This window comes from Paenibacillus sp. FSL R7-0297, from assembly GCF_038009025.1.
GTDB lineage: Bacteria > Bacillota > Bacilli > Paenibacillales > Paenibacillaceae > Paenibacillus_AQ.
This window is the reverse complement of the sequence record NZ_JBBPAQ010000001.1, coordinates 537,495-561,717: the sequence shown is the minus strand read 5'-3', so window position 1 is coordinate 561,717 and position 24,223 is coordinate 537,495. Positions and strand designations below refer to the sequence as shown.

Below are 24,223 nucleotides of genomic sequence, written 5' to 3'. Positions count from 1 at the left end.
GAATGTCCCGGCAGCTGCGAATAGGCTGCTCAAGGACATTCCCTTTTTGTATTACGGGGTGAATGAATTAACTGGTTCGAGCTAAAATCCTGTACGAAATACAACATTCCGCTCAGTAAAACAGCGTTAATTGAAAATTGTTGTACAAACTGCAGGATTCTTCCTCTTCCAGGCGCCTTAGCGGGAATATTCTTGTATTTCATACAACAATCATTCCCCACCCCCTGGTATCTATGAATCCAAGTTGCAATACGTACAACAATTATGCCCTGTCGGGCAGAAGCCTCACAATTACACAGGAAGCTCCCTATGCTTCAAGGAAGAATTCTCAATCTGAAGGGTAGTGTGGTGAATGCCGAATTTGTCTTCCACAATCTTAAGCGCCTGCTGCAGCACCTGCTGGTGGTCAGTATAATCCCCGATCAGCAGATGGCCGCTGAGTGCATCCAGTCCTGAGGTAATCGTCCAGATATGCAGATCATGCACATCAATGACCCCTTCGATTCCCAGCAATGCTTCCTGCACATCACGAATATTCACCGTGAGCGGAGTACCTTCCATAAGAATATGAAAGGCCTGTCGGATAACTCCCCAGGCGCTGCGCAGGATGAGAAGGGCAACCAGCACACTGATAATAGGGTCTGCGACGTACCAGGAGAACAGATTCATGATAAGGCCCGCAATCAGGGCGCCGACGGAGCCGAGGGCATCGCCCATAATATGCAGATAAGCGCTCCGGATATTGATATTGTCTTTAGCTTCGCTCTTGCGCATCAGCGACCAGGCGCTGATGAGATTGGCCAGCAGTCCGACAGCGGCAATCAGCATCATGGTTCCGCTGGCAACAGCCGGAGGCGAGAAGAAGCGCTGGTAAGCCTCCCACATAATAAATCCGGCGATAACAAACAGCGTCACCCCGTTGAACAAGGCTGCCATAATCTCAAACCGGAAGAACCCGTAGGAGTTCTTCGATGACGGCGGCTTCGCGGCAATAATCATCGCAACCAGGCTCAGTGCCAGCGAGGCGGTATCGCTGAGCATATGCCCGGAGTCAGATAACAGGGCCAGACTGCCGGTGACAAGGCCGCCGAAGAATTCGAGAAACATAATGCCGCCGGTGATAATTAAGGCGATCAGCAGGCCTTTTTTATTATCCGGTGCATGGGAATGAGAATGCGAGTGCGAGTGTGAGTGTGAGTGCGAATGGGAATGATCCGCAGCCTGGTGCCCATTGAGTTGGTGTCCGCCGCTCCCATGCTCACTATGCTGATGCCCGCTGTGCTGGTCTCCGCCGTTCCCGTGCTCGCCGTGCTGATGTTGCTCTGATTGATCTAAGTGGGTTGAATGCCCCGAATGCCCCGCATCCTTACCATCAGGTGCCCCATTCTGCGTTGTCGTGCCGGGATTTTTAGAATGTTTCATGGGTAAAACCTCTTTTCAATTAACATATGAATGATTGCTCATATGTTAATATTATGACGGCTGAAGGAAATTTACAAGGGTTGTAGCAAGTTTTTTTTCATTTCAAAACTTAGTTGTCCCAAAATTCCCATTCGCTTCAATTACCTGTAAACGAAAGCAGTTCAAGCTATATAAGTTTTATTTAATAGCTATTTAACTGTTATTTTTCATGAAAAAGCCAAAAACTATGCGCGGAGTGCATTGACACTGCAAGATTCAGGGGAATATAATATGTGTAAGTTAACATATGAACAAATACTCATATATAGGTTTTACTAAGGGAGATGAGTCATTTGAATACGGTACAAGGTAATGTGAAGCGAAAATGGGTACTCGAGGGTTTGGACTGCGCGAATTGCGCCATGAAGATTGAGAATAAGGTCAAGAAGATCGAAGGGGTATCTTCCTGTTCCGTGAACTTTGCAATGAAGACCATGACGCTGGAGACCGCAGCTTCTGCTGCAGAAGAAGTAGCTGAACAGGCGCAGCATACTGTGACTGTACTTGAACCGCATGTGAAGCTGCGTGAAGTAACCGCTACGCGGGCGGTCAAGAAGCCGCTTCCTGCTGGCAGTCCAGGCGAGGTAAGCCGCATAGCTACTCAGGGTCATGACCATGCGGGTGGAGAGCCGCATAGTCATGACCATGCCCAAGGTGACGCACATAGTCATGCCCATGGTGACGCACACGGTCATGCCCATGCGGCTGCGGAGCATACCCATAGTCATACCGCTGCCGCTGAGCATGGTCATGACCACAGTCACGGCCACAGCCATGAGCACGGGGAAGGCGGTACGCGCAGAATCCTGCTGCGTTTGGCCGGCGGAGCTGTTCTGGCCGCTGCCGGGATGTTCCTCCCGGTCAATGGAATCGCAGAACTGTTACTCTTCCTGGCAGCGTATCTTATCGTCGGCGGTGAGGTAGTCTGGGCCGCCGCGCGGAATATTATCCGCGGTCAGGTGTTTGATGAGAATTTCCTGATGGCGCTGGCGACCATCGGGGCCTTTGCCATCGGAGAGTACCCGGAAGGCGTTGCGGTTATGCTCTTCTATCAGGTTGGTGAGCTGTTCCAGGGGATGGCGGTGAACCGATCACGCCGTTCGATTACAGCGCTGATGGATATCCGGCCGGAATTCGCTTACTTGAAGGAAGGCAGTAATCTGCGCAAGGTCTCGCCGGAAGAGGTAGCGGTCGGGGACAGCATCGTAGTTAAGCCGGGCGAGAAGGTGCCGCTGGATGGCATCATTCTGGAAGGCAGCGCGATGATGGATACCTCGGCACTGACCGGTGAATCCGTGCCCCGGTCTACCCAGCCGGGCAACCAGGTGCTGAGTGGCTTCATTAACCGCAACGGTGTGGTTACCATTGAGGTGACCAAGGATTTCGGCGAATCGGCGGTCTCGCAGATTCTGGAGCTGGTGCAGAATGCGACCAATAATAAAGCGAAGACAGAGAACTTCATCACGAAATTCGCCCGTGCCTATACACCGGTAGTAGTGATAACAGCCCTGCTGTTGGCGGTGGTTCCGCCGCTGGTACTCAGCGGAGCCACTTTCTCGGACTGGATCTACCGCGCACTTGTCTTTCTTGTTATTTCTTGTCCTTGTGCACTCGTCGTTTCGATTCCGCTCGGATTCTTCGGTGGCATCGGAGCCGCTTCGCGGAACGGGATTCTGATCAAGGGCAGCAATTTCCTGGAAGCCTTAAATGATGTGAAGGTTGTCGTATTTGATAAGACGGGAACCTTGACCAAAGGGCAATTCAGCGTGACTGGGAATTATCCGGCGGAAGGATTCACCCCGCATGAATTGCTGCGGATTGCCGCTTATGCCGAGAGCCATTCCAGTCATCCGATTGCCGAATCGATCCGCTCTGCTTACGGAGATGCCATCCCTGGAGAAGCCATCACGGACTATAATGAAATTTCCGGCCACGGCATTGCTGTCACAGTCGAAGGCAAGGCGGTGCTGGCCGGGAATGCAAGGTTGATGGAACGGGAGGGAATTGCAAGCCAGATCCCGCAGCAGAGCGGTACAGTGGTTCATCTGGCTGTCGATAAGCAGTATGCCGGTTATATCGTTATTGCTGATGAGGTGAAAGAGGATGCACAGCGGGCCATCCAGGAGCTGAACGCGCTGGGAATCCGCAAGACCGTCATGCTGACCGGTGATACTTCATCTGTAGCCGAATCCGTCGGCAGACAGCTGGGCATTCAGGAGATTCATGCGGAGCTGCTGCCCGGAGATAAGGTCGAAGCGATTGAACGATTGGAGCGGGAGAAGGGACCGAAGGAGAAGATTATTTTTGTCGGAGACGGGATTAATGATACTCCGGTGCTGGCTAGAGCGGATGTCGGGATCGCCATGGGCGGACTTGGTTCCGATGCAGCTATTGAAGCAGCAGACATTGTAATTATGACGGATGAACCCTCGAAGATTGCCGCCGCTATCGGTATCGCGGGGCGCACGCGGACCATTGTGTGGCAGAATATTATTTTTGCGCTGGGGGTCAAGGCCGTCTTCCTGCTGCTGGGAGCGTTCGGAATTGCTACCATGTGGGAGGCCGTATTCTCGGATGTCGGGGTAACCGTGCTTGCCGTGCTCAACAGTATGCGCGCATTGCAGCCTCCGAAATCAAGATAATACTCAGCTGCCATATTTATATATTATGAAATAATTATGAAAAAATAAGTCGTCATGATCCTAGATATTGGGTCTTGAGGCTTATTTTTTATTCAATGTATAATGTTTTTTGTCTATTTATGCCGATATATCATAATATATTTACAGCATATGGAAGATTACAACAGGTTTTCTGGGGGGACTTTCGGTGAAGAAGGCGAGCTTGTGGTCAAAAATGAAAGTGAATGAAAAGAATGTAAAATCTGTATCTCTGCAGAAAAAGTGGTCGCTTGTCATTTTGGCGGTTGCCATTATCCCTCTGCTGGGAGCGACCCTCTTTTTCATGCAATACTTTGGAGGCGTAACCCGGGCGGACAGCGAGGAGCTGGCAGAGAGTATCCTGGAGATGAATACTACACGGATCGATGAATGGATAAACTCCAAAACGTCTGCGGTGCAGGAACTGATGGCCATGCATCCTGAATTCGACACCGCACAGCCGGGCACTATATTCCCGGTAGTCAAGGTGCTGGAAGACAGCGACAGGCAGTCCGAAGGCTACAGTGTCATTAATAAGGAAGGGATATTGTCAAATTCCCTTAATCTTACCGCCGATGTCAGCGGAGAAGCGTATTTCCAGGAAGCCAAGACGAGCCATGCACCGGCTGTAGCCGATATGTCTTTTTTGGAGCAGTTGAATAAAAATATCATTCCCGTCTTCGTTCCGGCAGTGGACAAAGACAATCAATTCGCCGGAGGCATCGCCTTCTCGGTAACACCTGATATTCTGACGGAGATGAGCAAGAACATCCATGTAGCCGAAACCGGTTATGGATATGTGATTTCAGGACAAGGTAATTATTATACCTCTTCGGATCCGGAGCGGATCGGGAAGAACATTGCGGACTATGCCGGAACGCCGGAAATGAAGGAAGCCTACAAGAATATACTGGCAAACGACAAGGGTTCGGAGATCTATAAGGGCGAAGACGGGAAGCAGGTCATCACCTATTTCCGTACGATCCCCAGCACAGACTGGAAGCTGCTGATCAGCGTTCCAAAGAGTGAGATTACAGCCAAAGTAACTTCTGCCCAGACTATCTCCTTGATATTCGTTGTGATAGTTATGCTGGTTGTTATCGGAATCTCCCTGTACCTTACCCGCTTGATTGTTAAGCCAATTGTAGCGATCTCCGATGTAATGAGACGGGTGGCAGAGGGTCATCTGAGTGAACGGGTGGCAGTGCGTTCCGGAGATGAGATTGGCCAGATGAGCCAGAGCATCAATGATATGATCGCAGGCCTGGCCGGAATTGTCGGCAAAATCGATGCTACAGTCGCTCAGGTAGCTGTCTCTGCAGAGAGTGTGCTGAACTACGCCAGTCAGACTTCCAATACTTCGGCGGAGATCGAGACCGTTGTCCAAGAAGTGGCGCGGGGGATGGAAGAGCAGTTCAGAGGTTCGGAGCAGTCGGCCAGAGCCACAGAGGAGATGGCCATCGGACTGCAAAGAATCGCCGAATCCTCCGTCAGTGTGTCGGATCAGGCGGAAACGGTCAGTACAGAGGTAGAGAGCGGATATCTGGAGATTCAGGCTACGCTTGAGCAGATGACAGTAATCAGTACTACCGCAGGTAAGACTTCAGAGCTGATCAACAACCTGACCGGTCAATCAGAGCAGATTGGACAGATCGTGGATGTGATCTCGGAAATCTCCAATCAGACGGGGCTGCTATCACTCAATGCTTCTATTGAGGCTGCCAGAGCAGGCGAGCACGGGCGCGGCTTCGGAGTTGTAGCGAACGAAGTGAAGAAGCTGGCTGAGCGCACCAACGGCGCCATCGTGAACATTGTTGAACTGATCCGCCAGATTCAAGAATCGACGAAGAATGCTGCGGTCTCTATGGAGAAGAGCGTAGTTGAAATCGGTGACGGTATGGGGAAAATGAAAAATGTGGGCGAATCGTTCAACCATATCCGTTCTTCCATCCGCGAGGTTTCCTTGCAGATTCAGGATGTATCTGCCATCAACGAGCAAATGTCGGCCGGGACGGAAGAGATTACGGCTTCCATCTCTGATATGCTGACCATTGCCAGGGATTCTGCAGAAAGTGCCGAGATGGTTGCAGAGGCTTCAACCGAGCAGCGGAATCTGATGGGTAAGGTTGTAACCTCAGCCGAATCCCTGAATGGGCTGATGTCCGAATTGCGGAGCGAGATTGAGAAGTTCCATTAAAGGCAGGCAGAAATAAAATAACACCCCTCTGCCGCACGGATTACCGTGTGTGAAGCAGAGGGGTGTTTGCTGTGTAATGAAACAATCCGCAGACGCAAGGTCAGGCTTACAGCTTTTCTTCCAGCTGCAGACTCTCAATTCCGCCGCGGATGACACTGCATGAGGCTTCGAATTTCGCCATCTCCGCATCGCTGAGGTTCAGCTCCAGAAGTTCCTGGATTCCGCCGCTGCCAATAATGGCCGGTGCACCTGCGCAGACGCCGCTTTGCCCGTACTCGCCGTCCAGAATCGCCGAAACGGCGATGATTTTGTGCTCATCATTCAGAATGGAACGGGTGATGTAAGCCAGTGCACTGCCGATTCCGAAATGCGTGGAGCCTTTGCGGGTGAAGATCTCCCAGCCGGCATCCTTCGTCTTGCGGGCGATATCCTCAAGGTCCAGACTGCTGAAACGCTCGCGGTGCTGTTCCATAATCTGCAGGATCGGCTTGCCGCCGATCGTTACATGGGACCAGGCCACGAACTGGGATTCCCCGTGCTCGCCGAGTGCGTAACCGTTGACGCTGCGCGGGTCGATGGTGAATACCTCGGACAGCAGCGTCTTCAGGCGGGAAGAATCAATCGAGGTGCCGGTGCCGATGATCCGGTGCCGCGGCAGGCCTGATATTTTCCATACCATATAGGTAACAATATCAACGGGGTTCGCGGCTACGACAAAGATACCGTCGAAACCTCCGGCCATAATTTCGGTAACAATCTCCCTGGTAATGACAGCGGCGGCATCCAGCACATCCAGCCGGGTCTGCCCCGGTTTGGGATTGGCGCCTGCCGTCAGAATGACGACATCCATCCCGGCGCAATCGCTGGAGGTGCCTGCATACACCTTAGTGCGTGTTCCGGTGAAATCCATACAGTGCGAGAGGTCAAGCGCTTGTGCCATGGCACGGTCGTAGGTGCGGTCGATCATCATGATCTCATCGCAGATGGCCTGATTAACCATGGAGTAGGCGCAGCTGGAACCTACCATGCCAGAGCCGACGATTGCCACTTTTCTCGATTTACTTTTCAATTGCCTTGTCCCCACTCTCTAAAAGTATGCTTTTATTCTAACTGATCTTATCGGAAGTTACCTGACATCGAGTTGAAAAAGACATGCGTAGCCTGCCCGTTTTTCGCCACAATTGACATCGTAGGTTAGAAATATGCCGGCCTAGCCTTATACTGCTTCACTGCTATAATTATTATGTGATCCGGGCTGTTAAGAACCATGCAGAAAGCCCGGCGCCTATTAAATATGAAAGGGGATGTCCCAAGCAGTCATGACCATGGCTGTTTGGGACATCCCCTGTTTGTGAATATAAGGAAGTATAAGTGTCATTCCACGAATTATCCTTATACTTCCCGCTGAAACGTGACCGCTCTTTGAACAAGATTCCACCCTGCTGTCCAGGATGTATGTATCCTGCTTATCCTCTGGGCTGTGGTATTCGGGCCTCTGCAGGCAGCATCCGGGTGTAATGCTTATACATGAATACTCTCCAGTGGAGAATCATGCCAAAGGCCAGAATAAAGAATAATCCGCCGGATTGCGGGACAGATACATATTGGTTGATAAACTCATGGAGAAGGGTTCGGATCAACAGCAGTCCAAGCAGAATGAAGGCGAAGCTCTTGGAGCGCTGGGCATAAATCTGTCCTTCCCGTTCCTCGAACCGTGTGCTGCGTATTAGCGGATAGGCGAAGATAAACCAGCCGACCAGGAAAGCTGCAACAGCCCACCACCAGGGAAATCTGACCTCCGGGACTACAAACATGGCGAATCCGGTGGACATGCCAAGCGGCGGAATCCATATTTTGCGGACGGTTACCGGACGGGCACTAGCCTTCAGGCGGATAAAAATAACCATCAGCGCCATGAACACGGCTCCCAGCGTGGAGCCCACATGCAGAAGTGAGGGGTTGATATTGCCCATAATTCACTTTCCTCTCTGTGATTTAGGTCACTTATTTCTTCATTATAGCAGAAAAAAGATCCAATTCAGAATGGATCACAGGCCGTGGTGAAGGCGGCCCTTGGAGGGTCCACACAGCAAACCCGCCAGGGTTAACCCTGGCGGGTTTGCTTGATAAGTGTATTTCAGCAGCTTCAGCTATGAATGCTGCCATAGGGTTTAAGAACGGCTACGTCCGCCAACCGAACGCAGGATCAGGCTGACGATGAAGATCAGAACTACGGCACCAATCAATGACGGGAAGACATAGTAGTCACTGATCTTAGGTCCCCAGCTTCCCAGCAGCATGCCGCCGAGCCATGAACCTAGAATACCGGCGATAATGTTGCCGATAATACCACCCGGAATATCTCTGCCCATAATCAGGCCAGCCAACCAACCAATCACGCCACCAACAATCAACATCCATAATAAAGTCATTATTCTTCAGCTCCTTTGTGTTTGTTATCTTCGATGGTTACTATTAACCTTCTGCAAGACGTTTAAACCAAGTGTCAAATATTGCTTGCACACTTAGAATTAGTATTCTATTGTATCCATATTTATGCTGTTTAAGCCTGGTAATGTCTTGGGTACATAAACATGTTATAGTAAATTTTGCGGAGATCAGCTGAGTGAAAACACCGCTGTGCAGGTTATATATTTGTACACTATACAATAAAGGAGCCGTTGCCATGCACCAGCCTAATGAAGTGTTGTTCTATATCGGAACCTATAGTAATGAGAAGGAAGAAGCCATCCTGGTGGGGGCGCTGGATAAGGAAACGGGCGAAATGAGAGTTATGGGCGGCACCCGGGGAATTGAGAATCCCTCCTATCTGGCTGTAAATGCAGCAGGAACTGTATTATATGCGGTAAGTGAACAGGATGAAGGCCAGGTGTATGCCTACGCCATTGAACCCGGCAGCAAAGCGCTGCGCCCGCTGGGCAGCAGAGCTACCGGAGGCGGTGCGCCTTGTTATGTTTCCGTGGCTCCGCAAGGAGATTACATATTTGTATCTAATTATACGGGAGGGAATGTGAATGTATTCCCGCTGAACAGTGACGGTTCGCTGCAGGACATGTCCTCCCAGGTTAAGCATGAAGGTTCAGGAATCCGTGCAGACCGTCAGGATGCGCCCCATCCGCATTCCGTTATTCCCGATAAAACCGGGGATCATGTGCTGGTCTGCGATCTCGGACTGGATCAGATTGTGTTCTACCGCGTGGAGGAGGGCAAGCTGGTCACACACCGCGAAGTGGATTTGCCGCCGGGCTCCGGACCGCGCCATCTGGCTGTACATCCTTCACGACAATGGATCTATCTGGTGAATGAATTGAATAACACGGTTACAGTATTTGCGGATGACGAGCAGCAGGGCAACCTCAAGATCCTGCAGAATGTCAGCTCGCTTCCTGAGCATTACACGGCCGGAAGTGATGATACAGCGGCGGATATTCACGTCTCCCCATGCGGAAGATACCTGTACGTATCGAACCGGGGACATGACAGCATCGCCCTGTTCCACATTGATAATGCGACAGGTCTGCTGGAAGCAGAGGATTGGGTCATCTCCGGCGGCCGGACACCGCGTAATTTCGCCATTATCAGCGGCATGCTGCTTGCCGCTAACCAGAACAGCGGCAACATCGTATCCTTCCGGATCGACAGCGAGAGCGGCCGGCTGATTCCTACGGGTAATGAACTGGAGGTTCCGTCTCCGGTCTGTGTAGTGGCTGTTTGATAGAGCGGATTATCCTATTATGATTTGAAATCCTGTACGAAATACAACATTTCCCTTTCCATAAGCAGATTAACATAACAATTCTGGTATTTCCTGCAACAATCGCCCGATAACGCCGCCATCTGTGGATCCAAGTTGTAATTCATGCAACATTTAAGCCTGTAGAGATGCCTATAGAGTGCGGGCTTAAGAATAAGGATTTCCCTTTTCCGGGTTCACGCCAAAAGAACGTCCCTCTGCCCGCTGGCAGTCTGGGACGTTCTTTGTTTGGGCTCATTATATACCCTTGTGGCACAAGGGACACGGAACAGTAATTTTATCGTCTGAGCATGCTGTTTACTGCATCCCCCGCAGCTGGTCATCCCGCTCATAGAATCCGATGTCATCCAGCATAATCTTGTCATCTTCGCCTTGCAGGTAGAAGGTGATTTCGGTCAGCTTGTCCGGATCAAGCGCTGGCTCTTCTTCAAGAAACAGCTCAAAGGGCAGCTCGTAGGTCTGGAAGACGGCTTCCGAGCGGTCGCCGAACTTGCCGTCGCTGATCCGCTCCTCCAGCCAGGGGCTGATCGTGAATTCGGTCTGCGGCAAGGGCAGAATCTCCATTACCTCATCCAGGGGCAGCCGTGCCGTGACTTCATTACTGTCGGTCAGCTCCACCTCCACATCGGGAGAGACGGCAGCCCGAGACGGTTCAGCTGCATCGTCATCAGCATCTGAATTACGGTTAGCCAAGGAGAAGGCTAAGCCCTCTGCAGCGGAATCGGCAAGATTACGGGTGAGTGCTTCACTAAGCTTGATACTGTAGGATGCCTCAACCGAATCCGCATCACCAGCTCCAGTCTGGTTCTCAGCGGTGCTGCCGCGCTCCAACAGAATACCGTAAGAGGGTTTGTTCTTGGACTCGCGGTCCTTGGCCGCTTCTTCGCTCCAGGTGAGGCCTTCAGCTGTGGCAGTGCCGCCCTTCACCGTATTTCTTTTGCGGTCTTCCTCATAGTTCGCTACCGTAATGTAAGTCCCGCTCTGGAACCGGTTATAATAGGCGGTATCCGGCAGCCACTGCGCGCCGCTGCGGTAATCACGGAACAATTGCTGATATTCCGCCTTCCCGTGCAGCGTAGTCTCCAGGAATGCAGAGACATAGACCTTGGCAATCTGCCGCTGCTCATCTCCATCCATAATATCTGTACGTTTCAGGAACAGCCCCGTCGGCAGCGTCTGGTCAAACAGCCCCCAGTCTGTATTGAACTGGCTGTGATTGGCATCCGCAATATAGAGCGAGCTTTTGAAAGCCGGAGTGCTGCCGGTGTAGGAAGCGCGCATATACTGCCGGTCCCCGTAGAAGTCATGCACATCACCGTCACGGGCGCCCTGCAGCGTCAGATAATTCACATCCACCAGACTGGCCTGTTTGCTGTCAATGGCTTTATCCGTAGGAGCCAGCGCAATAACAGAAGTGATATTGAACCGCTTCGTTGCCGCCAGTGCCGGATCACCAGTGAACCAGCGCGAAGCATCCGCAGCCATGGCTACAGCCTGACCGCCGCGGCTATGGCCCAGCAATGCAGTATGGTCATAATCGACCTTCTGATAGAAAGGTGTCCCGGATTGCTCCGCGAAGCTTGCAATCTGCTGCAGATGCTTCAGAATCATCCAGGTCCGCACCTCGAAGTCCTTATCCGGGATGCCGGACCAAGCAGAATAATTCAGGAAGTTCTCATCCAGCGAGATGGCGATAAATCCCCGGCTGGCCAGCAGTTCCCCGAGATAGGCGTATCCACCCTCGGAATAATCCTCCATCATATGGTTGCCATGCACCATAAGCACGAGCGGATAAGGCCCGTCTCCGTCAGGCATCCAGACCCGGGCATTCAGAGGAAGCGCACCGGGATCGAATCCCCAGAATAGGGTGCGCAGCGCAGGCCATGATTTGATGTACTCCGTAGCATCCACAGAAGCCGAGAGGAGCGCGGCATCTCCGCCATACTCTGTACGGTGCAGGTCCTGGCCGCTCCCATAGGTGAAGCTGTGGAACGTATAGTCCCCCGGCTGTCCGGGATCGGCAGCAGCCGCAGGAAGAACCTTACCGTCTGCAGCCAATGTCTTAACCGATGGGGAAGGAGCAGGGCTGCTTCCCGTCCCATAGGCCAGAGCCAAGGGGGTCAGGACAAGAACCGCTGCCAGAAGCCCGCCGGTGAGGGTTCTCCGGGTCCGCAGCAGACCGGCTGCAAGACCTCCCAGTCCCCCGGCCAAAGCTGTGATACCAGCGATGGCTGCTGCAGCCTCAAGCTCCAGATCAGCGTAATACAGAATAAGCAGCACGGCGCTCAGTGCACTGAGCCAAGAGCCCGTGAACAGCCGCGGAATACGCAGTCCGGTTAAGGAGAGCAGCACAGCCAGCAGGTTGCCGGCCAGCGCCATTACAAGGGTTCCCGCGCCGGCAGCCAGTATAATATCTGCTGCACTCCCAAGCCCTGTAGGGATGCCCATAACGGCTATAGTAAAAGCCAGAATACATAGAATCCAAGGACCGCAGAGCGCAATCCTCCATAAGGCTGTATCATACCGGTACGTTTCTAAGATGCGTCTTCCCATTTCATTGAGTATGCGCCTGTGCAGGCGTGGTCCCTGCGGTGCGGGTACATACTCCAAATCCATTCCCATGATAGTTTCCCCCGACAATTTGTGGCAATAGAGGCTGCAGAAATCCGGCAGAACTCATCTCTAGTAATTCAACTTATATCTAGTAATTCGACCTATAAGATGTAGCAATAATATTACTTTAAGGCATCAATAACAAGTGGGTCTTACAGGAACGGCCGCCACTTGCTGCCGCCGGGCGGAATAGAGCCGTCTTTCATCCAAATTGAAAAAATGGTTTGACAGCGCGCAGAGCATTCAGTAATATATCTGTATAACCTACTAAATGGGTAGGAATAATCAAATAAGTTCTTACCGTACAGACGGAGGAACGCCTGCTTCAGGCTCGCAGATACGCGTCCATAGGACCGGTTTGACCAGCCGCAAGTGGGCTTTCCTGCGTCTTTTTTTGACGGAAATCAACCAACAGGAAATTCACAATGATAATGCAATTACATGAACATTATGGGGGAGTGGTTTGTAATGAAAAAAGGGATCAAGAAGGGGCTTATCGCCGGGTTCACACTATTATTGACGGCAGGGCTTACTGCTTGCGGCAGCAACAATGGAGGGAACAGTGCGGGCGCGGCAACAGAGGCTCCGGCAGCAACAGAGGCGGCTGGGAATACGGCGGCTGCACCGGAGGCAACGAAAGCTCCAGCCAAAGATCCGGTCGAACTGCTGAATGTGTCCTACGACCCTACACGTGAACTATATGAGAATTATAACAAGGCATTCGCCGCTTACTGGGAGCAGGAGACAGGCCAGAAGGTTACGATCAAACAATCGCATGGCGGATCAGGCAAGCAGAGCCGCGCTGTACTCGACGGTCTGGAAGCAGATGTAGTTACGCTGGCGCTCGGATATGACATTGATGCTCTTCAGGAAACGGGTCTTATCAGCGCGGACTGGCAGAGTAAATATGAGCATAACAGCTCCCCGTATACTTCCACCATCGTATTCCTTGTGCGTAAAGGCAACCCGAAAGGCATCAAGGACTGGCCGGATCTGCTGAAGGATGATGTGGAGGTAATCACTCCGAACCCTAAGACTTCCGGTGGTGCGCGCTGGAACTACCTGGCAGCCTGGGGGTATGCGCTTGACCGGAATAATAATGATGAAGCCAAAGCCCAGGAGTTCGTACAGAAGCTGTTCAAAAATGTACCTGTACTGGACACCGGGGCGCGCGGCTCTACAACTACCTTCGTTGAACGCGGAATCGGTGACGTGCTGATCGCCTGGGAGAATGAAGCCTACCTGTCCATCAAGGAGCTGGGTCCGGATAAATTCGAGATTGTAAATCCGTCGGAGAGCATTCTGGCCGAGCCGCCGGTAGCCGTGGTGGATAAGATTGTTGACAAGAGAGGCACCCGTGAGGTCGCAGCAGCTTATCTGAAATACCTTTACACCGAAGAAGGCCAGAAAATCGCCGCCGAGAACTATTACCGTCCGACCCTGGACAGCGTGAAGGAACAGTACAAGGATCAATTCCCTGAGATCAAACTGTTCACACTGGCAGACAAATTCGGAACCTGGAAGGAAACCCAGGAGAAGCACTTTAATGATGGCGGAATCTTCGACAAAATCTACGTGCCGGGCAGCTGATAGCAAGCTACGGGATGGAGCTAAGCAGAACAAATAAGGCGAATTTTGCAGGCGGGGTCCCGCCCGGTTGCTGATCGGCCAACGAGCCGAAGGCAGGAAAGGATGAATGGGCAAATGAATGTCACCACAAAAGCTGCTGCGGGGGCTGTGTCACGGCGCAGACTTCTGCCGGGTTTCGGAATTACGATGGGGTTCAGCGTATTGTATCTGAGTCTTGTCGTTCTGCTGCCGCTGTCAGCGCTGCTCTTCAATTCGACGGGACTCAGCTGGGCGAAGTTCTGGGATGTGGCTACGGATACCCGTGTCCTGGCCTCTTTTCGGGTCAGTCTGAGTACAGCGGCAGCTGCGGCCCTGATCGATGCTGTTCTGGGGCTGCTGCTGGCCTGGGTGCTGGTACGCTATGAATTTCCGGGCAAAAGGCTATTCGACGCCCTGATCGATCTGCCATTCGCGCTCCCTACAGCTGTGGCCGGTGTGTCATTGACCGCACTTTATTCCCAGAACGGCTGGATCGGCTCCCTGCTGGAGCCGCTGGGCTTCCGGGTAGCCTTCACGCCGCTAGGCATTACGCTGGCGCTGATGTTTATCGGCATTCCCTTTGTAGTCCGCACGGTTCAGCCCGTGCTGGAGGATCTGGACAGGGATATGGAAGAGGCATCGGCCACACTGGGAGCAGGACGCTGGCGGACCTTCGTGCGGATTGTGATGCCGGAGCTGCTCCCGCCGCTGCTTACGGGCTTTGCACTGGCTTTTGCCCGGGGCATCGGCGAATACGGCTCCGTTGTATTTATCTCCGGCAATATGCCGATGCGTACAGAGATTGCTCCGCTGCTCATCATGTCCAAGCTGGAGCAGTTCGATTACGCCGGAGCGACAGCCGTGGCGCTGCTGCTTCTGCTGATCTCCTTCCTGATGCTGCTGGTCATCAACAGCCTTCAGCACTGAGCGCGGAAGAGCTAACGTTAAGGATTCAGGAAATCTGGGACAACGGCGGCCATTCAAGATGGCCTAGGCTCCATAAAACTTAAGTGAATGCTTCCGAAGCGAGTTTTATTGCGATGTTTATCGAGGAGCGGAGGCTCCATAAAACTTTTAGGAGGAATAAAAATGGCCGGTATGGTTCCCTTACAAGTCCCCGCGCCGCGTAAAAGCTTGTCGTCACCCCGGACGACTGAATCCAAAGCGGTGAAATGGGTGCTCATTTCCCTTGCCGGACTTGTATTGCTATGGCTGATTGCCCTGCCGCTGATTATCGTGCTGGTGGAGTCGCTGAAGCGGGGACTGGATGTCTACTGGGCCGCGCTGACCGACCCGGATGCCGCCTCGGCGCTGAAGCTGACCCTGCTGGTCGCGGCCATTACGGTTCCGCTGAATACGATCTTTGGTGTAGCGGCGGCGTGGGCAGTGACTAAGTTCCGTTTTCGCGGCAAGGGCTTTCTGATTACGCTGATCGATCTGCCGTTTGCTGTATCGCCGGTGATTGGCGGATTGATCTTTATTCTGGTGTTCGGCTCGCATGGCTGGTTCGGTCCTTGGCTGAGCAATCACGAGATCAAGATAGTTTTCGCTTTGCCGGGTATTGTGCTGGCTACGCTGTTTATCACCTTCCCTTTTGTGGCGCGTGAGCTGATTCCGCTGATGGAGCAGCAGGGCACACAGGAGGAGGAAGCGGCGATTACGCTCGGTGCGCACGGCTGGCTGATCTTCTGGCGCGTGACGCTGCCCAATATCAAGTGGGGTCTGCTGTACGGTATTATTCTCTGTAATGCACGGGCGATGGGGGAGTTCGGGGCGGTATCCGTGGTATCCGGGCATATCCGGGGAGAGACGAATACCCTGCCGCTTCATGTCGAGATTCTGTATAACGAATATCAATTCTCGGCATCCTTCGCCGTTGCCTCCCTGTTGCTCCTGCTGGCCCTGGTGACGATGATCGTCAAGAGCCTGATTTTACGTAAAAGTGCTCATTGACAGTCCTTGGGGTCCGTGCTAAGTTAATTCATAGTATACAAGGTGGTAATAACGGAATAACGGGATTTAGGCGGAGATACTCCCCTGTCCGGGGAAAGGGAGGCTGGAGAATGGCTAAACCACTGAAAGTGGATGAGGTATGGCTTGCGCGGATAACGGAACTTCTCGACGATATGGAGTTCGGCTCATTGCATATTGTGGTGCATGAAGGTCAAATCGTACAGATGGAGCGCACAGAGCGCAAACGTTTCGAGAACAGCACAGCAAATGCACGTTATAGTGGAGAGACCGGAAGCCGGCGGACCGATTCCCGTTCTGCGGGACGAGGATAGCAATCTGTAGTGCACTGATAAATGATCATACATTTCCGTGAACGGAAAAAAGGGGTATCTCACAAGCCTGGAAATGGCTGAATGAGGTACCCCTTTATTGTGCCAGAGCCTTATTCTAGCGTCGCCTTAGTAGCGTGTGTTGCGCCGTGATCCGCTGATTCCCTCCACCAGCAGGATGAGGGCAGTGATGGCATGCATAATCCAGCCGACAAAAGGAATCAAACCGACCACCGAGGTGACGATACCCACCGCGTTACCGATGATAGATCCGCGTTCTCTCAGCAGAATAATTACAGCTACGGCATGGAGCAGAAAAGCAACCCCCAGCGGTACCCAGGCATTGGCTACGACAAATGCCCCGCCGATGAACGGCAGTGCCAGAAAAGCCTCATAAGCGAAAGTTCCCCATTTGAATAATTTCCCTATCGGAGACATAATAACTCCACCAGCCTTCCAAGTAGTCTTATAAAGATCCTATTCCACAGTTTACCCAAGGATACGGGCGAAGAATAACCCTGTGCCGGCAACAGATGCAGAACCGTTTGTATTTCTGAGTAATTGTACGCTGGGGGAGGCGGGACGTTTCATTTTTCCGGATACGATAGGCGCTGCCTTGCCTCGAAACCTTAGAGTCATATATATTGGTAACAGTATGGCAGGCACATCTAAGTGCAGGCGGTTAATCGGGATAGGGGGATAACGTATGGAAAAGGCATTACAGCCGGATATCCGGCATGAACTGCCCTCAGTGGAGCAATATCTGGCCCTGCGGCTGGAGGCCGGGCTTAGTCCCATGAGTGTGGAGGGCGCCGGAATCGGGCTGCCCCGTTCTGCTTTTGCAGTAACCTTGTATGAAGAAGATATATTGGTTGGAATGGGACGGGTAATCGGGGACGGCGGATGCTTTTTTCAGGTGACCGATATTGCCGTGAAGCCTTCCTTCCAGGGGCAGGGTCTGGGGAAAATAATTATGGGGGAAATCCGCCAGTTTCTGGATACCGTGCCGGACAAGGCGTATATTAGTCTCATTGCTGACGGGGAAGCCTCCAAGCTGTATGCCCAATATGGATTCGCACCGGTCCTGCCGGATTCTCAGGGGATGTTCCTGCGGCGTTAATGATGAATGGATGAACAGTGCTGCAAACAAATACGAAAGTGAGGCAACAAGAGAATGGATATCGTAGTATTTGGTGCATCGGGTAAGATCGGAAGTGCGATTGTAGAAGAAGCGTTAAAAAGAAAACATGAGGTTACCGCTGCCGTCCGCAAACCGGAGGTCTTCAGTATTCAGCATGATCGGCTTAAGGTTGTTGCAGCCGACCTGCTGGACCCGGCCACGGTAACGGCAGCACTGCACGGACATGAAGAGGTAATCAGTGCATTCGGCCCGGCGCCAGGGCATGAGAATGATCTGCTGCAGGCTGCGGATTCCCTGTTGACAGGGATGCGTGCCGCCGGGCTCCAGCGCCTTATCGTTATTGGCGGGGCAGGCAGCCTGAAGACAGAAACCGGGGAGTGGCTGATGGACACGGCTGATTTCCCGGAGAACTTCCGTCCGCTTGCGTCGGCTCACGCCAATGCCTATGAAATCTACAGTGGATCAGAGCTGGATTATACGTACCTGAGTCCGCCTGCTGCCATTATCGCCGGACGCCGTACCGGCCAGTTCCGGATTGGTCTGGACCGGCTGATTGTGGACGAGAACGGACGGAGCAGCATCAGCATCCAGGATTTCGCGGTAGCGGTTATCGATGAGCTGGAGGAAGGCAATTTCAGCAAGGCCCGGTTTACTGTGGGATATTAATAGATACAGATTAAGCTTGTCAGGAAATAAAGCGGCCTAGAATGCGCAGGCTTCGTAAGCTTAAAGCCCGTCCTCTTGAACGCTCAGGAGGGCTTTTTGCTGTCATTCCGGGCGCCTTAGCCGGATGGCGATGTGTCAAAGTCTGCAATTTGCTTGATTCTATAGTACTGGGTACAATCGAAGCAACTTAAGGAGGGCTTGGCTATGGATGTAGTAACTGCGGAGGAGATGCGTGCATTCGACCGCGAGACGATTGAGCGGCTGGGAATTCCGGCAATTGCGCTGATGGAGAACGCCGGACGGGCGATTGCCGAGGAGGTCATCGCATTGTGCCGGCGGCGCGGGGCAGGCGCGGGCGGTGGCACAGGGAGCACGGCCGCAGAGGAGCGAAGCTTCGGGGCAGGAGCCGTGGGCGGCGCGGGCGGAGGAAGCGGAGGAACGCTGAGCTATGGAGCGGGCGCGGTGGGCGGCGGAAGCGGAGGCGAAGGAACGCAGAGCTATGCGCCCGGCGGGCCGGCGATCCAGCCGCCGGGCTTCTCGGTCAGCGCCGACCCGGCGCTGACGCTTACCGCTGCCGGCGGCGAGCACTGGCTCGTCCTCGCCGGCAAAGGCAACAACGGCGGCGACGGGCTCGCCGCCGCCAGGCACCTGCGTGAGGCCGGCATCGCCGTCACGCTGGTGTACGCGGCCGCGCCGGAGTCGCTGGCCGGCGAAGCCGCGCTGCAGCGGGATGCCGCTGCAGCCATGGGCATCCCTGCCGTAGTCTACGGCAGGGATGCGGTGGACCTTGCCGCATGCAGCGGCATCGTAGATGCGCTGCTCGGCACAGGCAGCGCGGGAGCCCCGCGCGGTGCCTATGCGGAGCTGATTGCCGCTGCGAACGCCAGCGGCAGGCTTATTGTGTCCGCGGACATCCCCAGCGGGCTGGACGCGGACACGGGCGAGACGCATGAGCCCTGCATTCATGCGGCGGTGACCGTCTGCCTCGCGTTCCTCAAACGCGGGCTGCTGCAGTATCCCGGCGCCGGAGCAGCCGGGCAGGTGGTGGTCCGCTCCATCGGCATCCCCGCTGCCCTGGCGCGCGAGAGCGGCGTCCGGGTCAGCCTGCTGACGCCGGAAGTGCTGCGGACACGTCTGCAGGTCGACGTGTCGCGCCGCCGTTCGCCCGAAGGCCACAAGGGCACTTACGGGCATGTCCTGCTGGCAGCAGGAAGCCTGCGCATGAGCGGCGCCGGCCTGCTGTGCGCCCGCGCTGCGCTGCGCGCCGGCTGCGGGCTGGTAACGTGGGCGCTGCCGGATAAGCTGCTGCCCTATGTGATCGGCTGCACACCTGAGCTGATGCTGGCCCCGGTATCCGGCGGCGACGGGGAATGGAATGCCGGTACGGCGGCTGAAGTGCTGCAGCTAAGCGAGAGCCGCGATTGTATAGCTGTCGGCCCCGGTCTTGGCCGGTTCGCTGAAGATACGGATTGGCTCCGCAGACTTTGGGAGGAGACGGATTCCCCCCTGATTCTCGATGCGGATGCGCTGAATATACTGGCGGATGCCGATTACGGGTCCTGGACCCGCCGCCATCCGGTAATTCTGACCCCGCATCCCGGGGAGATGGCCCGGCTGGCAGGGACTTCTACAGTCCAGGTGCAGCGTGACCGGATCGGATTGGCGCTGTCTTATGCCGCAGCGCACGGTGTCATCCTGGTGCTTAAGGGAGCCCATACAGTAATAGCAACCCCCGGAGGACAGGCTTATGTTAACATCACGGGTCATCCGGGTATGGGAACCGGCGGTGCGGGGGATGTGCTGACCGGAATCATCTCCGGTCTGCTGGCCCAGGGCCTGGATGCTGCACAAGCGGCAGCCTTTGGGGTCTATCTCCACGGGCTGGCCGGAGAACGGGCCGCCCGGAAGCGGGCCAACCCGGCGGCCTTGATCGCCGGGGATATTATTGAGGCGCTGTGAACCGTAACTCCGGAGCTGCTGCGGCTCATTATCTATAGACCTTACCCGTGTGATCCTGACGCTTCTGCTGGGCCCGTAAGAGCTACCGGTAGAACTGCTCTGCCCTGAATGGTTTAATATTACGGCTCTGCCAGCGGCGGCACTGTATCAGAACAAGACCAGGCAGAGCAGTGGAATAAACAAGGCGAAGAAGGGAAGCAGGAGCGGGTAGCGTTCACCGGCAATCTGGGCGAACCGGAACAACAGCAGCACTACAAGTCCGGCAAGACCGCTGGTCATTGCGTCGCCGCCCTGCTCAGAGGCCAGCCACAGGCCGGCTCCAAAGCCGGCTACGGCGTATAACACCAGGGCCGGACTGAGCGAAGTGGACCGGAACATGCGCAGCAGGGCGTCGGCAAGTATCGCTGCCGGTAATCCGTAAGCGTAAATGGCATAAGGCACCGATACCGGCCAGCCTTCCGGCACTCCGCCTTCGTATCCATGGATGAGCATAAACAGGGAAACGAGAATAAAGGTCAGTCCGGCGGCCGACAGCTTGGTCAGTGCGTACATGCCCGCAGTCAGGCGGACAGAAGGCAGATCATAATCCTTATGTGTGGTCATCGCTTAACATCCTTTCGGGGTGGGTGAAGAGCACGGCCGGGATGACCGGACGAATCCGGCGCATGAATCAGCTTGTAACCATGTCCCCTCCGTTAACATGAATACAGGTGCCTGTTACATAGGAAGCATCAGGGCTGGCCAGATAGACATAGGCTCCTGCCAGCTCATAAGGCTGTGCCGCCCGCTTGAATGGGGTGTCTGTGCCGAATACACTGACCTCTTCAGCGGAATAGCTGGAAGGAATCAGCGGTGTCCATACCGGACCGGGAGCCACACTGTTGACACGGATGCCGCTGTCCGCCAGTGATAGAGCCAGAGAGCGGGTGAAGGAGACAACGGCGCCTTTGGTGGATGAATAGTCAATGAGCTCCTTGTTGCCCTGATAAGCGGTAATGGAGGCGGTGTTAATAATGCAGCTTCCTTTGTGGAGATGCGGGAGTGCGGCCTGGGTCAGGAAGAAGAAAGGAAAGATATTGGTACGGTAGGTCTGGTACAGCTGCTCCTCCGTGATATCCAGAATGCTCTTCTGCGGATATTGGACGGCGTGGTTATTCACCAGAATGTCGAGCTTGCCGAAGGTCCGCACGGTGTGCTCCACCGCTTCGAAGCAGCACTCTTTATAGCGCAGATCCGTCTCAATCCGCAGGCAGCGGCGTCCAAGCTCTTCTATCCGGTGCTGCGTAGCTGCGGCATCAGAAGCTTCGTCCAAGTAAGCGATGGCAATATCTGCCCCTTCTTTGGCAAAAGCGATGGCGGTTGCTCTTCCAATGCCGCTGTCTCCGCCGGTAATCAGGGCAACCTTTCCTTGGAGCCTGCCGCTGCTGCTCTCGGGGTTCTCGCTGATCGGACGCGGATTCATCAGACTCTCCAGACCCGGCTGGCGGTCCTGATGCTGTGGGGGGAAGGCGATAGGCTGCACGCGGCATACCGTTTTTTCTCCGTAATAGGGGTAAACGGGATTCATCGGGTGATACTCCTCCTTGCCTGTTGGCTCTCCGTATATTGGTATGCATCCGCCCAGAAAAGCGTGCGCCGCAGTCCTTTTCTGGGAGATTCATCAGACGGCCTTATCTTTACATACTAAAAACTCAGAAATGGAGAGAATAACTAATGCTATACAGACCAATGACAGCCGATGATTACGAGGCAGCTTATCAATTATGGGAGAATACAGACGGGATGGGGCTCAGTGAAGCGGACTCGCGCGGGGAAATTATCCGTTATCTGGAGCGTAATCCGGGAATCAGCCAGGTGTGTGTGGATGAGGACGGTACACTTGCGGGTACAGCGGTGTGCGGACATGACGGGCGCAGAGGATATATGTATCATGTGGCTGTCAGCAGCAGCAGCCGGGGTAAGGGTGCCGGGCGTGAGATGGTCACACGCTGCCTGGAGAGACTGCGGGAGGAAGGCATCAGTAAATGCCATCTGATGGTCATCGGGCATAACGCTCTGGGCCGCAGCTTCTGGTCAGGCACCGGCTGGCAGGAGCGGGATGGCCTTGTACTGTTCTCGCGGAACAGCTGATAGGTCACAAACAATGTAATAGTGTAGCTTTTGTCCGGACGCAGTATAATATATACGAGCTTTATAAATGACTTGCACTATTTTATGTGCAATGTCGAATTTTGATAGCGGGAGACCTGAGCGATGCGGTTTAAAGATGTATTCTCAATTATCGGTCCGGCGATGGTCGGACCTTCCAGTTCGCATACAGCGGGGGCGGCGCGGATCGGCAGAGCGGCACGCCAGGTGCTCGGTGAATTGCCGCGTACGGCAGAAGTCACGTTCTTCGGTTCTTTTGCGGCCACGTATCAGGGACATGGAACAGACCGGGCTATTGCCGGAGGTCTGCTGGACTTTACGACCGATGACCACCGGCTGCCGGATTCCATAGAGCTTGCGGCCGAAGCCGGAATGGAGATTTCCTTCGGCCAGGGAACGGGCCTATTCCCCCATCCCAATACGGTCCGCTTGCGGCTTACCGGCAGCGAGAGCGGCACAGAGCTGATGCTTACCGGGATTTCGATCGGCGGCGGAAATATCGAAATTGTTGATATTGACGGGTTCGGCGTGAAGCTTACCGGCATGTATCCAACCGTGCTGATTAATCATATGGACTATCTGGGCGTACTGGCCAGCGTTACGGATGTAATGCGGCAGGGCCAGTGCAATATTGGACATATGTCGCTGGACCGCAAGAACCGCAGCGGAGCAGCCTTGACGGTGCTGGAGCTGGATGAAGCCGCTACACCGGAGCTGCTGCGGAATCTTCGGGCGCTGCCGGCTGTGAAGTCCGTGAAAGTCGTCGATTTGAATGAACAGGCACATGAGCAGAAAGGAAAGGACATTACATCATGAATTTTCAAACACTCAGCCAGCTGGCTGTATTATGTGAAGAGCGGGGTCTGGGAATCGGCGCTCTGATGCTTGAGGAGCAGAGCGCGGAGTCTGGACGTTCCAAGGAGCAGGAGTTCGCTACCATGAGCCAGTATTACGGCGTAATGAAGGAAGCGGTGCACCGCGGCATGCATGAAGACACCACCTCACGCAGCGGTCTGACAGGACTTGACGCCCAGCGTGTGGCTGCTTACAATGCAGCGGATGAACCTTGCCTTGGCGGTCCTGCCGGCCAGGCCATGGCGTATGCTCTTGCGGTTTCGGAAGTGAATGCTTCCATGGGACGGATTATCGCTACGCCGACCGCAGGCTCCTGCGGAATCATCCCCGGGGTGTTCCTGAGCTGTCAGGAGCGCTTCGGCTGGGATGATGACTATATGGTAACCGGCCTGTTCGCGGCTGGAGCCATCGGGTATGTTATCGCCAACAATTCATTTGTATCGGGAGCAGAAGGCGGCTGCCAGGCTGAGGTCGGTTCGGCCATCGGGATGGCAGCGGGGGCTTTGACTGAAATGCGCGGCGGCACACCGGCGCAAGCCGTGCATGCCGTAGGGCTGGCACTGAAGAATACACTGGGGCTGATCTGTGATCCGGTGGGCGGACTTGTGGAGATTCCATGTATTGTCCGTAACGGCTTCGGTGCCGTCACGGCACTTGCTGCGGCCGATATGGCACTGGCCGGTGTCCGCAGTGTGATACCGTCCGATGAAGTGATCAAGGTCATGCTGGAGGTGGGCTCCGCCATGCCCGAGAAGCACCGCGAGACGGCGGGGGGCGGACTGGCACAGACGCCAACCGGCCGCCGGATTATGAAGGATTTACGGAACAAGAAATAAGCTGCGGCAGTTCTCGGACGGC

Annotated in this window: 21 protein-coding genes; 13 read left to right on the top strand and 8 right to left on the bottom strand. The window is 54.3% G+C overall.

Annotated features, from left to right (window positions below; genetic code table 11):
• Window positions 1–291 precede the first annotated feature (291 nt).
• Window positions 292–1,422 carry a cation diffusion facilitator family transporter gene (locus MKZ24_RS02365; RefSeq protein WP_340781186.1) on the bottom strand — a complete coding sequence of 377 codons (1,131 nt, stop codon included), beginning with the start codon at window positions 1,420–1,422 and terminating at the stop codon, window positions 292–294.
• 332 nt (window positions 1,423–1,754) lie between these two features.
• Here MKZ24_RS02365 and MKZ24_RS02360 point away from each other — a divergent pair, with 332 nt between their 5' ends.
• Window positions 1,755–4,103 carry a heavy metal translocating P-type ATPase gene (locus tag MKZ24_RS02360; protein WP_042232071.1) on the top strand — a complete coding sequence of 783 codons (2,349 nt, stop codon included), beginning with the start codon at window positions 1,755–1,757 and terminating at the stop codon, window positions 4,101–4,103.
• A gap of 187 nt (window positions 4,104–4,290) precedes the next feature.
• Entirely contained in the window at window positions 4,291–6,318 is a 2,028-nt protein-coding gene (locus MKZ24_RS02355) for a methyl-accepting chemotaxis protein (protein WP_340781185.1), read from the top strand.
• A gap of 106 nt (window positions 6,319–6,424) precedes the next feature.
• Here MKZ24_RS02355 and MKZ24_RS02350 read toward each other — a convergent pair whose 3' ends face one another.
• The 3 genes from MKZ24_RS02350 to MKZ24_RS02340 all read right to left on the bottom strand — a co-directional run bounded on the left by MKZ24_RS02350 (window position 6,425) and on the right by MKZ24_RS02340 (window position 8,750).
• On the bottom strand, window positions 6,425–7,387 hold the full coding sequence (locus MKZ24_RS02350; protein WP_042232076.1) for an L-lactate dehydrogenase: 963 nt from the start codon (window positions 7,385–7,387) through the stop codon (window positions 6,425–6,427).
• Window positions 7,388–7,784: 397 nt separating this feature from the next.
• Window positions 7,785–8,291 (bottom strand): CcdC family protein, encoded by a 507-nt coding sequence (locus tag MKZ24_RS02345; protein ID WP_042232081.1) that lies wholly within the window; start codon window positions 8,289–8,291, stop codon window positions 7,785–7,787.
• 198 nt (window positions 8,292–8,489) lie between these two features.
• Window positions 8,490–8,750, bottom strand: coding sequence for a GlsB/YeaQ/YmgE family stress response membrane protein (locus MKZ24_RS02340; RefSeq protein ID WP_042232082.1), 261 nt, complete (start codon window positions 8,748–8,750; stop codon window positions 8,490–8,492).
• Between the two features lie 254 nt (window positions 8,751–9,004).
• Here MKZ24_RS02340 and MKZ24_RS02335 point away from each other — a divergent pair, with 254 nt between their 5' ends.
• Window positions 9,005–10,054: a lactonase family protein gene (locus tag MKZ24_RS02335; RefSeq protein ID WP_042232085.1), complete on the top strand. Its 1,050-nt coding sequence runs from the start codon at window positions 9,005–9,007 to the stop codon at window positions 10,052–10,054.
• Between the two features lie 336 nt (window positions 10,055–10,390).
• On the opposite strand, the gene MKZ24_RS02330 is transcribed toward MKZ24_RS02335, so the two are convergent.
• On the bottom strand, window positions 10,391–12,715 hold the full coding sequence (locus tag MKZ24_RS02330) for an alpha/beta hydrolase family protein (protein WP_340781184.1): 2,325 nt from the start codon (window positions 12,713–12,715) through the stop codon (window positions 10,391–10,393).
• A gap of 459 nt (window positions 12,716–13,174) precedes the next feature.
• Here MKZ24_RS02330 and MKZ24_RS02325 point away from each other — a divergent pair, with 459 nt between their 5' ends.
• The 4 genes from MKZ24_RS02325 (at window position 13,175) to MKZ24_RS02310 (ending at window position 16,599) form a co-directional block, all read left to right on the top strand.
• Window positions 13,175–14,296: a sulfate ABC transporter substrate-binding protein gene (locus MKZ24_RS02325; RefSeq protein WP_340781181.1), complete on the top strand. Its 1,122-nt coding sequence runs from the start codon at window positions 13,175–13,177 to the stop codon at window positions 14,294–14,296.
• Between the two features lie 114 nt (window positions 14,297–14,410).
• A complete protein-coding gene (gene cysT / locus MKZ24_RS02320) occupies window positions 14,411–15,241 on the top strand; it encodes a sulfate ABC transporter permease subunit CysT (RefSeq protein ID WP_340781180.1) in 831 nt (276 codons plus the stop codon).
• A gap of 162 nt (window positions 15,242–15,403) precedes the next feature.
• Complete coding sequence (gene cysW / locus MKZ24_RS02315) at window positions 15,404–16,267, top strand: sulfate ABC transporter permease subunit CysW (RefSeq protein ID WP_042232100.1); 864 nt, start codon at window positions 15,404–15,406, stop codon at window positions 16,265–16,267.
• A gap of 110 nt (window positions 16,268–16,377) precedes the next feature.
• Window positions 16,378–16,599: a YezD family protein gene (locus MKZ24_RS02310; protein WP_039299580.1), complete on the top strand. Its 222-nt coding sequence runs from the start codon at window positions 16,378–16,380 to the stop codon at window positions 16,597–16,599.
• Between the two features lie 126 nt (window positions 16,600–16,725).
• Here the strand turns inward: MKZ24_RS02310 and MKZ24_RS02305 are convergent, their stop codons facing one another.
• The gene (locus MKZ24_RS02305) at window positions 16,726–17,034 is read right to left on the bottom strand and encodes a hypothetical protein (protein WP_042232103.1); all 309 of its coding nucleotides are present in this window, start codon (window positions 17,032–17,034) and stop codon (window positions 16,726–16,728) included.
• 268 nt (window positions 17,035–17,302) lie between these two features.
• Between MKZ24_RS02305 and MKZ24_RS02300 the strand changes: the two genes are divergently transcribed.
• The 3 genes from MKZ24_RS02300 to MKZ24_RS02290 all read left to right on the top strand — a co-directional run bounded on the left by MKZ24_RS02300 (window position 17,303) and on the right by MKZ24_RS02290 (window position 20,362).
• On the top strand, window positions 17,303–17,716 hold the full coding sequence (locus MKZ24_RS02300; RefSeq protein WP_042232105.1) for a GNAT family N-acetyltransferase: 414 nt from the start codon (window positions 17,303–17,305) through the stop codon (window positions 17,714–17,716).
• A gap of 54 nt (window positions 17,717–17,770) precedes the next feature.
• Complete coding sequence (locus MKZ24_RS02295) at window positions 17,771–18,403, top strand: NAD(P)-dependent oxidoreductase (RefSeq protein WP_042232106.1); 633 nt, start codon at window positions 17,771–17,773, stop codon at window positions 18,401–18,403.
• A 204-nt stretch (window positions 18,404–18,607) separates the two neighbouring features.
• Window positions 18,608–20,362: an NAD(P)H-hydrate dehydratase gene (locus tag MKZ24_RS02290; RefSeq protein ID WP_340781178.1), complete on the top strand. Its 1,755-nt coding sequence runs from the start codon at window positions 18,608–18,610 to the stop codon at window positions 20,360–20,362.
• Window positions 20,363–20,509: 147 nt separating this feature from the next.
• Here MKZ24_RS02290 and MKZ24_RS02285 read toward each other — a convergent pair whose 3' ends face one another.
• Both MKZ24_RS02285 and MKZ24_RS02280 read right to left on the bottom strand, forming a co-directional pair.
• Window positions 20,510–20,965, bottom strand: a complete 456-nt coding sequence (locus MKZ24_RS02285) for a hypothetical protein (RefSeq protein ID WP_042232109.1) — start codon at window positions 20,963–20,965, stop codon at window positions 20,510–20,512.
• Window positions 20,966–21,032: 67 nt separating this feature from the next.
• Window positions 21,033–21,929, bottom strand: a complete 897-nt coding sequence (locus MKZ24_RS02280) for an SDR family oxidoreductase (RefSeq protein ID WP_340781177.1) — start codon at window positions 21,927–21,929, stop codon at window positions 21,033–21,035.
• A 146-nt stretch (window positions 21,930–22,075) separates the two neighbouring features.
• Here MKZ24_RS02280 and MKZ24_RS02275 point away from each other — a divergent pair, with 146 nt between their 5' ends.
• From MKZ24_RS02275 to sdaAA, 3 genes are all read left to right on the top strand, one after another.
• On the top strand, window positions 22,076–22,492 hold the full coding sequence (locus tag MKZ24_RS02275) for a GNAT family N-acetyltransferase (protein WP_340781176.1): 417 nt from the start codon (window positions 22,076–22,078) through the stop codon (window positions 22,490–22,492).
• Between the two features lie 123 nt (window positions 22,493–22,615).
• A complete protein-coding gene (sdaAB, locus tag MKZ24_RS02270; protein ID WP_042232115.1) occupies window positions 22,616–23,326 on the top strand; it encodes an L-serine ammonia-lyase, iron-sulfur-dependent subunit beta in 711 nt (236 codons plus the stop codon).
• Window positions 23,323–24,201, top strand: a complete 879-nt coding sequence (gene sdaAA / locus MKZ24_RS02265; protein ID WP_042133107.1) for an L-serine ammonia-lyase, iron-sulfur-dependent, subunit alpha — start codon at window positions 23,323–23,325, stop codon at window positions 24,199–24,201. The genes sdaAB and sdaAA overlap by 4 nt, the downstream gene beginning before the upstream one ends.
• The last annotated feature ends 22 nt before the right edge of the window (window positions 24,202–24,223 follow it).

What these genes read in the sequence shown, in the direction of transcription:
- MKZ24_RS02280 (WP_340781177.1), bottom strand. Translation starts at nt 21,929, where the DNA reads ATGAATCCCGTTTACCCCTATTACGGAGAAAAAACGGTATGCCGCGTG.
- MKZ24_RS02295 (WP_042232106.1), top strand. Translation starts at nt 17,771, where the DNA reads ATGGATATCGTAGTATTTGGTGCATCGGGTAAGATCGGAAGTGCGATT.
- MKZ24_RS02305 (WP_042232103.1), bottom strand. Translation starts at nt 17,034, where the DNA reads ATGTCTCCGATAGGGAAATTATTCAAATGGGGAACTTTCGCTTATGAG.
- cysW (WP_042232100.1), top strand. Translation starts at nt 15,404, where the DNA reads ATGGCCGGTATGGTTCCCTTACAAGTCCCCGCGCCGCGTAAAAGCTTG.
- MKZ24_RS02365 (WP_340781186.1), bottom strand. Translation starts at nt 1,422, where the DNA reads ATGAAACATTCTAAAAATCCCGGCACGACAACGCAGAATGGGGCACCT.
- sdaAA (WP_042133107.1), top strand. Translation starts at nt 23,323, where the DNA reads ATGAATTTTCAAACACTCAGCCAGCTGGCTGTATTATGTGAAGAGCGG.
- MKZ24_RS02300 (WP_042232105.1), top strand. Translation starts at nt 17,303, where the DNA reads ATGGAAAAGGCATTACAGCCGGATATCCGGCATGAACTGCCCTCAGTG.
- MKZ24_RS02340 (WP_042232082.1), bottom strand. Translation starts at nt 8,750, where the DNA reads ATGACTTTATTATGGATGTTGATTGTTGGTGGCGTGATTGGTTGGTTG.
- cysT (WP_340781180.1), top strand. Translation starts at nt 14,411, where the DNA reads ATGAATGTCACCACAAAAGCTGCTGCGGGGGCTGTGTCACGGCGCAGA.
- MKZ24_RS02330 (WP_340781184.1), bottom strand. Translation starts at nt 12,715, where the DNA reads ATGGGAATGGATTTGGAGTATGTACCCGCACCGCAGGGACCACGCCTG.
- MKZ24_RS02335 (WP_042232085.1), top strand. Translation starts at nt 9,005, where the DNA reads ATGCACCAGCCTAATGAAGTGTTGTTCTATATCGGAACCTATAGTAAT.
- MKZ24_RS02285 (WP_042232109.1), bottom strand. Translation starts at nt 20,965, where the DNA reads ATGACCACACATAAGGATTATGATCTGCCTTCTGTCCGCCTGACTGCG.
- MKZ24_RS02345 (WP_042232081.1), bottom strand. Translation starts at nt 8,291, where the DNA reads ATGGGCAATATCAACCCCTCACTTCTGCATGTGGGCTCCACGCTGGGA.
- MKZ24_RS02275 (WP_340781176.1), top strand. Translation starts at nt 22,076, where the DNA reads ATGCTATACAGACCAATGACAGCCGATGATTACGAGGCAGCTTATCAA.
- MKZ24_RS02310 (WP_039299580.1), top strand. Translation starts at nt 16,378, where the DNA reads ATGGCTAAACCACTGAAAGTGGATGAGGTATGGCTTGCGCGGATAACG.
- MKZ24_RS02290 (WP_340781178.1), top strand. Translation starts at nt 18,608, where the DNA reads ATGGATGTAGTAACTGCGGAGGAGATGCGTGCATTCGACCGCGAGACG.
- sdaAB (WP_042232115.1), top strand. Translation starts at nt 22,616, where the DNA reads ATGCGGTTTAAAGATGTATTCTCAATTATCGGTCCGGCGATGGTCGGA.
- MKZ24_RS02325 (WP_340781181.1), top strand. Translation starts at nt 13,175, where the DNA reads ATGAAAAAAGGGATCAAGAAGGGGCTTATCGCCGGGTTCACACTATTA.